The following is a 12201-nucleotide window of genomic DNA, read 5'->3' on the forward strand; positions in this document are numbered from 1 at the left end:
TCGTGGTCTGTAACCATCTTATTGAATGACTCGTAACGTTTGCAACGTACCGTCCAGCGCATCGTCGATATCCTCGTCATCGCCGATCTTGCTGACGTTCCAATCCTCGTCGCACGGCATATCGGAACGCATATCCACCACGATGACGGTGATGTTGTCGCGGCCGCCGGCGTTCAGCGCGGCGCGTACCAGCATGTCCGCGGCCATCTGCGGGTCGGCGTACGCCGCCGCGATCTCGGCAAGCTGCTCACGGCCGATCTGCGCATGCAGCCCATCGGAACAGATGATGAACCGTCCGTCCGCACGCGCGGCGTACCAGTCAGGCTGGATGCCGGCAGGCGCGCCGACACATTGCGTGATGATGTTGCGCGGAATGCAACGGCTCGCCTCATCGGGCAGCATCTGCCCCGAATCGATGGCGTTCTGCCGTTCCGAATGGTCGCGGGTGATGCACGTCAGCGAATCCGCCAGCCACGCGCCATTGCCGTCGGCGCGCATATGGTACGTGCGGGAATCGCCCACATTGACGATGTAACACCGTTCGTCGGAACATATCGCGTCATCGCCGACACGCGTCGGCAGCAGCACGCCGCTGATGGTAGTGCCCGCAACGCCGCCGAGCTGCTCACCCAGACGGAGCACCTCCTGCTGGGCAAGGATCAGCGTTTCGTCAATCGCGTCAAGATCGCGCGTCGGCAGTTCGGCCAAACGCGCGAACCGTTCCGCAACATCGGAACTGGCCTGCTTGCCGCCCTTGCCGCCACCCATGCCGTCGCACACCACATACACGCCGTGGCTTGCGCAGGCGCTGTCCTGGTTGTCTTTCCTACGCAAGCCGATATTGCTGTTCAGACCGACCTCAATATGTTTGACGTTCATGAGTCCCGCCCTTTCACACCGATTTTCCGCAAGCGGATTTTCCGGAAGTGGAACATGTCCGCAAGCGATAGTTTCGCCCGCCACCTGCGGAACGTCGGCAGCGAGCCGAGCATGAACTTTCGTTCTTCGGCGATGTCATGCCAGTAGCGTTCCGCATGCTCCTGCGTGACATCGCCTCCGGAGAAGGCCGCGTAATCAGCCTCCCTGCCCAGCGCGAGCAGTGTATCGGCTTCGAAGCCCATCTGTTCGGCGATGGCCTGCGCCTGCTCGTTTCTGGTGCCTTGGACGTCAAGGCCGCTTTGCCGGGCAAGCGCCGCGACCGCCTGCCATCCGGCAGCGACGCGTTGCGATGCGCTGCCATGCCTGCGCGCCCGAGCCAGGGCGATCGACTTGATGGCGAGCAGCAGGCCGCAGACGATGAGCACCGTCCACAGAGGGCTGCCGTAGATGGCGACTTTTCTGACGATTCTGCCGAAACGCTGCCAGAACAGGCTCGTCGGCGTCTCGTCGGCCATGCTGCCGCCAAGCGATGTTTTGCCCTTGGCTTGGTTGTCGTCACGCAGCGGATCGGTAAGCGGCACCGGAGGCTGACGCACCAAGGTCTGCGGATTGGGCGGAGTGAGATTCTGGTTCTCGTCGGGAACCTTCGTTTCCTTCGGTGTCGGGTAGAACGCCACCCATCCGTAACCGTCCAGCTTGATCTCCACCCAAGCGGTCACATCGTTGCCGGTGAATTTCGTGGTGGTGGTTTTGCCATGCTTCTCGGTGCGGCTGTCACTGATCTCGCCCTCGTCGTTCTTCGGCAGGAAGCCCAGCACTACGCGGCTCGGCAAGCCGAGACTGCGGGCCATAAGCGCCATCGCGGAAGCGTATTGCTCGCTGTCTCCGACCATCGCACTGCCGGCGAGCAGCTGGTCGATGCGATAGTTGCCGTGACCGGCCCTGGACGGGTAATCGCCATTCAAACCATGGGAGAACCAGCCGGATTCCCTGAGCTTGTCGGCAAGAGCCTGCGCGGCCTCGCCGCCCTTGGACTGGCCGCCCGCAATCGCGGTGGCCAGCTTATCCACGCAATCGGGCACATCTTCCGCCTTGGGCTGGCTGATGGAGGAAGCATTCGCCTTGGCGATCTCCTTATCCGTCGGCGTCCGCGGAATGACGCCGGTTTCCGTATAGGACAATCCCGGAGAGGTGCGCGAAGGGTAGATCGCCGACATGGTGTCGGTGTTGTAGTAGAACGAATCGGCGTCCGACGATGTGGCGAACTTCACGCTGGAAGCCGCGCCGGCCATCGGCAGCCAATAGTCGCTCAAACCGTCATTGACCGTGAATTTCGCGGTGAACCGCTTGCCGGTGGCGTTGTTTGTGATGGAATCGCCCACACGATGGTAGTTGGAGGAATCCGAAGCCATGGTGGAATCGGACAGGTTCCACACATTGCCGTCGAAACGGTCCATAACCGCCAAACGCACCGTGGAACCGGCCGGCAGATCGTCGACGGTCAGCAGCACATCGTCCTTATGGTTCTTGATATACGAACGCATGCCGCTCAACGGGCTGGTGTAATCGTACGGGCTCAGCGGCGGATCATAATGGTCGCGCAGAATGGTGCGGTTTTGCCCGACCACCAAGCATCCGCCGATCGCCACAGCCGAAGCCAGCAGCACGATGACTACGGAACTGAGCCAACGGCCCAATTCCAACAGTTTCCAACGCGCGCTGACCCAAACCACCAGCACGACCGCCATAATCGTGCCGATCGCCATACGGTAGAAGCCGCTCGACGTGCCAAGCAGCGCGCAGATCGCGAGATTCGCCACGACGGGAACGACCGCGACCATCGTAAGCCGGCCATCCTCCGCAACCGCGAAGATACCGGCCAGCAGCGCGGCCCACAGGCAAATCGTCCACACGGCGAGCAGCGAGCCGTCGCCGGTGCCGGTCGGCGGGTCGATGGCCAGCAGGTATTTGAACGAGCCGAGCATCCGCATCCACCCTTGCGTCAACGTGCGCAATGTGGGAATGACATGGGCGATGGTGGTGCCATTCAGGAAGATGACCGGGCCGACCACCAGCTGCGCACACGCCATGAACAACATCTGCCACCACAGGCGCAACGCGGGAACGAGACCGGCAAGCGCCACGAGCGAGCCGATGATGGTGGCGGGGATTGCGGCGCTCGTCCAAGACAGGGCGGAGCCGTATACGTCGATGAGGTTGCTGGCTGCGGCGATGGTCAGTAGGGCGGCGACCGTGAGGCTTGCGTATTGCGCGGCGTGCGGCTGGTTGGTGTTGGGCATGGCTGGGGACTTGCCGCTGCGGGACATCCAGATGACGGAGTGGGTGGAGTCCGCCCATGAGCCGGTGCCTGTGCCGGTTGCCATGCCAGTGTTGGTGTTGGCGGAGTTGGTGCCTGTGCCGGTGAGGTTGCCGGTGAAATTGCCGGTGTTGGTGAATGTGGTGCTCATGCCAGCACCCCCATGATCATGGGGAGGTCGTTGAGGTCTCCCACGGTTGCCAAGGTGAAGTCGGAGTAGCGTTTGATGGCGCGCGGTTGGCCGGTTGCGGCTTGAAGCACCACGCAGGTTGCGGAGCGGGGGAGTGCGAGGACCATGTGTTTGATGTCGTCGATGGTTTTGAGCCTGCCGACGGTGAAGAAGTAGAAGGATGCGTCGGGGGCATGTTCGAGAGTGGTTTGCGCGAGGTTGGGATTGTCGTCGATGTCAGGGTCGATGCCGCTGCAGCCATCGAGAAATTCCGTGGCGTTGCGCGGAATGGCGTGCGTGGAACCGGCATGCGCGGTGACTGGCCGGTTCTGCTGCAGGCATTGCACGCCGATGGAGGCGTGGACGGATACGGCCAGTTCGAATTCCTGGGAATCGATGTAATCATCCGGGTTCACGCTGATGGTCAGAGCGGTGTCGGTACGGCGGGTGGCTTCGTATTGGCGGATCATAAGCGATCCGGTTTTCGCGGAGCTGAGCCAATGCACGTTGCGTACGTCATCGCCGGGCTCGTATTCGCGCAGGCCGTAGAAGTCGAGGTCGTCGTCGACGATTTCGCCGCTTGGCTGGCCTTCCAGATCGCGTGGAATGCCGGCGTTCAGGGTGCTGAGCAGCACGGTCTGCGGATGAATGAACACGTTGATCTGGTCCACGAGTTTCTTTTCGTGGCGGATCAGACCGAACGGGTCGCCTTTGCGGATGGATAGCGGGCCGATGGGCAGCACCGCGCGGCTGACGGCGGTGAATTCCACGGTCGTCTGGCGTGACTGGCCTGCGGCGAGCATGGGAATGGCGAACCGTTCGTGGTTGTCTCCGATGGGCAGGTCGCCGCGCGCCGACGTGGTGGGGGTGCGGCCTGGATTGTCCACGCAGACGTCGACTTTCACCGTGTCTGACACCGTGACGCGTCTGCTGGACACGTCGATGGTGGCTTGGAACGAGGTGTTGCCAAGGGAAAGCATGACCGCCGCGGCCAGCATGACCGCGAACACCACCGCCATGGCCAGCAGCTCATGCCACCCCAGCAGGACGAACGCCACCAGCGAGGCGACGGCGAGCGCCGTCACCGCCCAGCCAAGCGGCGACACGTATGAGGTGGCCAGTCGCTTGATGCGATGTTTGAGGCGGCGTAGGGATCGTTGGATGGTCCGTCTGCGCTGCACTGTGTGCGAATGCCGCATTCCTTGACCTTTCGGATTGTGTGGTGCGTATGCCGGGGGCGGATTGTGTTTCAGGCGTTGGCGCCCAGGGTCGGGGCCGGCACGTCTTCGAGGATCTGGCCGATCATCTGTTCGGGGGTATTTCCGGCGAAGGTGGCTTCGGCGGTGAGGGTGATGCGGTGCGCGAGCACGGGTACGGCGAGGTTTTTGACGTCGTCGGGCACTACGTAGCCGCGGTTGTCGGAGGCGGCCCATACGCGCGCGCAGCGGGTCAAGGCGAGCGCGCCTCGCATGGAGGAGCCGACTTGGATGCGTTCGTTGTGGCGGGTGGCTTCCACCAGTCGCACGATGTATTCGAGGATCGCGTCGTCGAGATGCACGGTTTCGCTGATGTTGCGCATGCGCAGCACGTCTTCGCCGGTGAGCACCGGATGCACGGTGGCGGCGCGGTCGGTGACGTTGACCTGTTTCAGGATGTTGACGCTCACGTCGTGGCTTGGATAGCCGATGGTGGTTTTGATGAGGAAACGGTCCATCTGCGCTTCCGGCAGCTTGTAGGTGCCGAGCTGTTCGATCGGGTTCTGGGTGGCGATGACCATGAACGGCTGCGGCACCGGGTGGGTGACGCCGTCGACGGTGACCTTCTGCTCTTCCATGACTTCGAGCAGTGCGGACTGTGTTTTCGGTGAGGCGCGGTTGATTTCGTCGGCGAGCACGATGGACGCGAAGATCGGGCCTTCGCGGTATTCGAATTCGCCGCGCTTCTGGTCGTAGTAGGTGACGCCGACCACGTCGGACGGCAGCAGGTCCGGGGTGAACTGGATACGTTTGAACGACATGTCGATGGAGTTGGCAAGGCCTCGCGCCAGCTGGGTTTTGCCGGTGCCCGGGTTGTCTTCGAGCAGGATGTGCCCGCCGACCACCATGGCTGTGGCGCATTGGCGGATGGGTGCTTCCTTGCCGACCACGACCTGGGAGACGTTGTCTACGAGCTTGGCGAACTTCTCATGGAATTCGGTGATGTCTTTGCTGGGTGCGGTCATCATGGACGTGTCGACGACCGGCTGGGATTGTTTGACGGGCTGTACAGGCTGGCTGGGTTGGACGGGTTGGGTTGGCTGGACGGGCTGCTGCGCGGGCATTGCGACTGCCGGATTGGCGGCCGGTTGGCGAAGGTTCTGCGGCATCGGCTGACGGAACCGCGGCTGGTTCGGCGTTGCCGGGGCGGACTGTTGCGGCAACGCCGGTTGGGTGGTGCCGTGCGCGCTCAGCAGCGTGCCCTCCGGATCCTCATCGGCTTGCGGCTGTTCCGGCAGATTCGGCGTGTGGAACGCCGGCTGCTGCTGGCCGGGTTGGCTGGGAACGCTTGGATTATGGCCGATGGAACCCAGCTGGGTGGCGTCATCGAAATCGTTGCTCATGGGTTGCTCCTTGCTTGTTGTGTTGCTCGTGTGGATGGTTCGTTGTGTTTGCGATTGCTGTGATCGTCCGTTTCACCATCTGGCGTAGTAGGCCAGGCCGCGGATCCAAGGCTTGGATGCGCCGTCGACGGTGGACAGGGCGACGGAGGATGCCACAGGCCGGTCATTCCGCGTGGCCGCTTCGCCTTCCGTGGACGCGTCAGAATCCGATGGCTCCGACGGTTTTGATGGTTCTGAAGGTTCCGACGGTTCGGGTTTCGGCGTGGGAGCCTTGTACCTGTCATGGTCCAGCAGTGTGCCGCCATTGTCCTCGTTGTTGAGCGCGGTGTCGGTGCCCACCACCTTCGCCTTCCACGCGTAATCGGCTCCGGTCGGCAGCACGTCCTTGACGTTCAGTTTGTCGGAGCCCAATGCCCAGGCGACGTCATAGGATTTGCCGTCCGCGGTGAAGGTGATCACGGTTTTGCCGGGCTGGCCGTACATGTTCACCGATCCGCCGCTGACCTTGATGATGTTCGGATCATTGGCGTCCCACGTCAGCATCGGCGCCTTGACGGCGGCCTTCACCTTGCGGACGTATGCCGGATCGGCCCTGCCGGACTTGGAGGTGCTTGCCGCGCCATTGAAATGCTGCGTGACGGAACCCGAGGAACAGAACTGCCATTCCTTGAGCGGGAAATCGTGCGATCGTTCGGAAGCGCCGGCATGGTAGGAGCCGAGTCCGTCCGCGCTCACCGTGAACCCGTCGGCGTGGCCGTTCTCCTTCCAACTGACTACGCACACGTCGTCATGCCCCTTGACGCTGACCGATTCGGGCGCCTTCACCGCGTATTTCGGTGTGAAACGTACGGTCGAATCGTCACTGGTCGTTTTCTCCTTGCCGACCACCGCCGCCTTGATGGTGTATTCCCTGGTGTTGAGATCATGGTCCGGAATCTTGAAATCGTAGGATCCGGAACATCCGTCGATGCTTGCGCTGACATCTCCGGAAATCTCGACGGCCTTGCATCCCGCGTTGCGGGTGTTGCCCACGGATTCGACGGTGACGGTTCCCGTGGTGTCGTCGTTCGTCACGGAGATCTTCGGCGCATCGGGCTTGCCCCACGGCTTGACCGCGTCGGACGCCTTGGACGGTTGGCTCCAATTCACCTTGTTGTGGGCGCGTACCGTAGCCGTGTACGAGTCGCCGTCGGAAATCGCGTTGTTATCGAAAACAAAATCGATTCCGGTGGAATTTGTCGTCTGCTTGGACGGTGCGTTCCTGCCGGACAAAGTCACCTCGTAATTGTTCACCGACGAGAAATTGCCGTCCGGAGCCTTCCACGTGACGCTCACCGTGTTGCCCTTCACACTGGCCGTCACATCCGTCGGCGCATCAGGCAGCTTGTCCGGCGTGCCCTCGACGGCGTTGGAATCCTTGGACCAGCCGACCTCGTTCCTGGCCTGCACCTTGAACGAGTAGGTCTTGCCGTTCTTCAACCCGTCGATGAGACAGGAGGTTTTCTGCCCGCACGAGCGCTCGCCGGACGCGTCTCCGCCCCACATCACCTTGTATTCGGTGATCGGGCTGCCGTTGGCCGAACCGGCCGTCCAGCTCAGATTCACGGCGCCATCCTGCGGGTCGCCGGACACCGCGGAAAGCAGCGGCGCATCAGGCTTGTCCATCACCGAAACGCTGATGGTGCCGGTCACCTCACGTTCCTTTGTTTTGGTGGCGTCGCGCACGGTGACGACCACCTTGTTGGTGTTCGCGCCGATGTCGGAAGCCGCCCTGATGGACACCACGCCGTTGGACGGGCAATCCACCGTCAGCTTCGACGCGCCATCGGACGTGCATCCGGTCACCGTCAGCGGAGTGTCGGGGAACGGATTGTACGCGTCGGACAGCAGATTCACCTGCTCGCTGGAACCGGCCTTGATTTTCACGGTCTTCTCGGTGACACGGGCGAGCGGCCTGTTGGACGCGGTGACGCGCACGGTCATACCGGCGCTCACCGTACCCTTCGCATATTTGATCGAGACGGGCACGCTCACTGTGGTGTCCGGCGTGGCCGTCTTGTCCGCGGACACGGTCAACGTGCCGGAGGGAGACACTCTGGCATCCACACTGCCGGAATTCACGCCGCCGGAATACGAGTACTGCTTCTCATCCTCGTACAGGCCCGACGCCGAATGGGTCAGCGCCGTCAGATCGATGGTAGTGGCCTTCTCGCCGGCCACCACATCGACGGTGGAGGATGAGAACGTCGGCGGCGGAACCTCACGTCCGATCACCGTGATCGGAAGCGTGAGCACCGCCGAATTGACGATCTTCACCTTGTCGTTCTTGTCTCGCTTGCCGTCCACCGCGGTGAAGGTGATGGACGCGGGACCCGCGTAATCCTTCGGCGCGGTGAACCTCAACGTCTGGTCGTTGACGTACAGGTCGCCGTCCGCGGCCTTCGTGGCGCTCACCGAATCGGCGCCGTCCACATACGCGGTCTTGCCCGCGCCCACACGCACGTAGTCGGCGATGTTGATGGTGATGGTCTCACGCGCATTGACCTTCAACGCCGGCGCCTTCGGACGTAGAACCGGCGGAAACACGCCATATGCGGGCACTTGGATGAACGCGGTGGACGTGATGCCGTACGTCGTGTTCGTGACGGTGTACGGCACCGCGCGCGCCTCGTCGGTCAGATCAACGGTGATGATGGTGGAATCCTTGCCGCCCTTGACATGCGCATGGTCGGTCGCGGAAGGATCCACGCCCACCTGAAGCTCGTCGGCGGTGCCGGACGGATTGGCGATCCACTGCGAAACGTCCACGTCCACGGATTTCTTGTCGATCGTGGCGGCGGCCGGAACACGGTAATCGTACGCGGTCGGCGGGTCGATGGCGGCGTTCTCGTCGACATTCACCGTCAACGTCGCCGAATCGGACAGGCCGGCCTTGTCCTTGACGGTGTAGACCACGTAATACGTGCCCGCCTGCTTCGGCGTGGTGAACGACAGCATGTTGTCAACGACCTGAATGCCGCCGATGCCTTGCGATTCCACGTCCTTGGACACGGTCAGATCAGTATTGTCCCCGGAAATGTCGTTCTGCGCCACCGGCACGGTGGCCGCGGTGTTCGGACGCAGCGTGATCTCGTCGTCGCGCGCGTACACACCCGAATCGGCTCCGGATTTGAACACGCCCACACGCACCTGCGCGGTGGCCCTCTGACCGGTCCAATCCTCCACGGCGTAGGAGAAGGTGTCCGTTCCGGACGAATCGGCATACGCCTCATACACCAGATACGTGGCGCCCACCTCGCTGATACGGCCCAGTTTCGGCGCTTTGTTGCCCAAGCCGAGCAGCTGCACGTCATCGCCGTCAGCGTCGATGCCGGTGAGCGTGATCGGAATCTGCACCTTCTGACCGGCCGCCACCTGCGCCTCGACGTCGGACGGTGTCGGAGCCGCCTTGTTGGACGCGTCCTTCTGATGCACGTTGATGGTGATGGTGGCCGAGGCCGCGTTGCCGAGATTGTCCTTCACCGTGTAGGTGACGGGGAAGGAGCCGGTTTGTCTGGTGGCCTGATAGCGCACGGTGTCGCCGGACACGAACACCAGACCCTTGAACGTGTTCTTGTCATACTGCAAGTCGTTCTGCAGGCTCACCGTGGTGCCGTCGGAATACGTGACATGGTCGAGCACGTCCACGGACACGATGCCTTCGGTGCGCACCTGTGTGGTGATGTTCTCGGCCTTCGGCACGGAATTCGACGTGGTCAGCGCCGGCGGCTGCAGGACGATGACGCCGGTCGACGATCCGGCCGCGTTGGCCACGGTGTAGGAGATCCGCACCGGCTCGGTAGGCACCTGACGCGCGGTGATATAGACGCGCTTGTTGCTCACCACACCGGTTTTGATGCCGCTTTGCGCGTCCGCGGTGACGCTGGTCACCGACAGCACGCCGCCCATCGGGTCGACGTCGTTGGCAAGCGGCTCCACGATCGCGGTATTGTCCGCGCCGAGCAGCGCCACATCGTTCGCCGCGATCGGCTTGGCGGCGTCTCCGGCCACCGCCTGCACCTCCACACGAGCCAGACCGGTCGACGGAATGGAACCCTGCGTGATGGTGTACGGCACATAGTAGGTGCCGGGATTGGAGGCGGTGAACGTGATCGACATGTCGGTGGCGTTCATGGTGGTGGCCGCGCCGGACGGCGTCTCCACCGCGGTCAATTCGGCCGGTTCGACGGACGTGCCGTGCACGTACGGTTTGAGCGCGATGGTAGTGCGGGTGTCGGGCGTGGTCTGTTTGACCACGGGGTCGATGACCGCGCCCAGCGTGTTCGCCGGTTTCACGGAGAAGTAGATCATGCCGGTGCCGGTCTGCTGGCCGTCGGACACCGTGACCTCGATGCCCGCCCTGCCGGACGACATCGAACCGGCGTTGAAGACCAATTGTCCGTCGGCTCGCGTGGACACCGTCACCTGATCGGTGTTCTGCGGCGATGCCGACACCAAGGTCAGCGGATCGCCGTCGGGGTCGGAGAAGCTGCCCAACGCGTTCGCGGTGTACGAAGCACCCTGCTCCACGTCGATTTCCGGCGGAGTGTCGCTCTGCAGCGGCGCATGGTCGTCGCCGCCGGCCAGCGTGAGCGACACGGTGGCGCTGGACGTCTGCCCGCGTCCGTCGGAAATCTCATAGCTGAAGGACACGTTGCCCGCGGCGGCACCGGAGGCGTCGAGCTGCAGATACCGGCCGTCATACACGGGGGAGACGGTGATGTTCGCGCCATCCGGAGCGCTCACCGACGTGATGCGCAGCACGGAACAGTCGGTCTGCTCGTCGTTGCGCAACACGTCGAGAATCTGCTGCGATCCCACGCGCGCGCCGAACGAATCGTCCACGGCCTTGATCTGCCCCGACTGCGCCGAACAGTTCTTGCTGAAATTGTGCTGGTTGTTGGCGCTGTCGTTGTTTTGCTGCTGTTGCTTCGACTGCTTGGTCTCCACCTTGTTCCACTGGATTTTGATGACCTTGGTGGACTCCTGCGGATTCCACACATTGCCGTTGACCACGTCGTTGAGCACCACCAGACGATGGTTGGTGCGGAACACGAGCTGCGAGGTGGGATTGACATCTTCCAACGAGGAAAACTGTGCGTCCTTGTCGTTCGCCGCGCACACCCTGATGTAATTGTTGGCCTTCTGCGCCCACGCGGCGAACACGCAGCCATTGGTGGACACCGGCTGCGCGGCATCGCCCTTGCCGGCGTTCGGCAGCTGCGTGACCTTTTTGCTGCCCAAATCGACCATGGCGATGCCCCGCGGCGTGGAAACCGCCACCCAGCCAGTCTGCCTGCCATCCGTGGATGGCGCCTGCAACGTCGCCTGACCCTGCAGGCCGATATCCGCGCTGCCCTTCGGCCAGAACACCTTGCCGGCACCGGCTACGACCGGCGTCTTGCCGACCACGGTGAACGATTCGACATTCGTGGCGCCCTTGATCGTCGCATCCTTGCCGGGCGTTCCCTGAGGTCCGTCGACACTGAGCACCGCGCCGTCGGACGTGCGGTAGCCGTAGACGACACCGTCATGCGTCACCGCGATACGGCCACCCGACCCCAGCTTCATCTTCGGCGAATCGGTGGTCGGATTCATGGATTTCACATCATCGGCGGACCCGACCCACACATTGCCCGTCTTGACGTTGATGAACGCCGCGGTGTTGCCTCCGACGACGGTCCGCATATCCGATTTGATGGTGGTGTTGCCGCTTTCGCTGACGGTGGAGGCCTCGATGTTGCTGGCCTTCGTACCTTCGGAGATCACGGTGGAGCCATCATGCTGGGCCACGTCGAACCGGGCCGCAGTGGAGGCGACGCCCGCATCGGCGTCCCGGTTGCGCACGTTGAAACGGGCGGCCTTGCGGTCCTTGAGCGAAGTGACCCACACGGTGCCATCGTCGAGCTGCACGTGACGTTGCGTCACCGAACTGACGATGACGGCCCCGGCGACGATGCCCAGCAACAGCAGCAGCATGACGATCGGCGTGATCCACCGGCGACTGCCGGAAGGCAGCAGCTTGCGCAGCATCGACCCGAATCGCAACTGCCGTTCGTACGATTGCGCCGACTGGTTCTCGGCGTTCCTATGCTTGCTCATCGACTGGCTCTTCCCTGATTGTGCCCAAACTTTGCTTGACCGCGCATCCAACCGCATGCGCCTACCTGTTTGCCCGCATGCATGCCGGGCTGTATT

General features: G+C 62.8%; 5 protein-coding genes. All 5 read right to left on the reverse strand.

Annotation, left to right across the window (positions count from 1 at the left end):
• Positions 1-18: 18 nt before the first annotated feature.
• The 5 genes from Q5H31_RS03510 to Q5H31_RS03530 all read right to left on the reverse strand — a co-directional run bounded on the left by Q5H31_RS03510 (position 19) and on the right by Q5H31_RS03530 (position 12105).
• A complete protein-coding gene (locus tag Q5H31_RS03510; RefSeq protein WP_038444933.1) occupies positions 19-879 on the reverse strand; it encodes a PP2C family serine/threonine-protein phosphatase in 861 nt (286 codons plus the stop codon).
• Positions 876-3347, reverse strand: coding sequence for a transglutaminase domain-containing protein (locus Q5H31_RS03515; protein ID WP_038444936.1), 2472 nt, complete (start codon positions 3345-3347; stop codon positions 876-878). The genes Q5H31_RS03510 and Q5H31_RS03515 overlap by 4 nt, the downstream gene beginning before the upstream one ends.
• On the reverse strand, positions 3344-4564 hold the full coding sequence (locus Q5H31_RS03520; RefSeq protein ID WP_011743631.1) for a DUF58 domain-containing protein: 1221 nt from the start codon (positions 4562-4564) through the stop codon (positions 3344-3346). The genes Q5H31_RS03515 and Q5H31_RS03520 overlap by 4 nt, the downstream gene beginning before the upstream one ends.
• Before the next feature lie 50 nt (positions 4565-4614).
• Complete coding sequence (locus Q5H31_RS03525) at positions 4615-5964, reverse strand: MoxR family ATPase (protein ID WP_038444940.1); 1350 nt, start codon at positions 5962-5964, stop codon at positions 4615-4617.
• Between the two features lie 72 nt (positions 5965-6036).
• The gene (locus tag Q5H31_RS03530) at positions 6037-12105 is read right to left on the reverse strand and encodes an Ig-like domain-containing protein (protein ID WP_302457509.1); all 6069 of its coding nucleotides are present in this window, start codon (positions 12103-12105) and stop codon (positions 6037-6039) included.
• Positions 12106-12201 lie beyond the last annotated feature (96 nt).

It is taken from the genome of uncultured Bifidobacterium sp. (genome assembly GCF_959020155.1).
GTDB lineage: Bacteria > Actinomycetota > Actinomycetes > Actinomycetales > Bifidobacteriaceae > Bifidobacterium.

Excerpts from the sequence above, each read along its gene's own strand:
- Q5H31_RS03525 (WP_038444940.1), bottom strand. The coding sequence starts at position 5,964 with ATGAGCAACGATTTCGATGACGCCACCCAGCTGGGTTCCATCGGCCAT.
- Q5H31_RS03510 (WP_038444933.1), bottom strand. The coding sequence starts at position 879 with ATGAACGTCAAACATATTGAGGTCGGTCTGAACAGCAATATCGGCTTG.
- Q5H31_RS03515 (WP_038444936.1), bottom strand. The coding sequence starts at position 3,347 with ATGAGCACCACATTCACCAACACCGGCAATTTCACCGGCAACCTCACC.
- Q5H31_RS03530 (WP_302457509.1), bottom strand. The coding sequence starts at position 12,105 with ATGAGCAAGCATAGGAACGCCGAGAACCAGTCGGCGCAATCGTACGAA.
- Q5H31_RS03520 (WP_011743631.1), bottom strand. The coding sequence starts at position 4,564 with ATGCGGCATTCGCACACAGTGCAGCGCAGACGGACCATCCAACGATCC.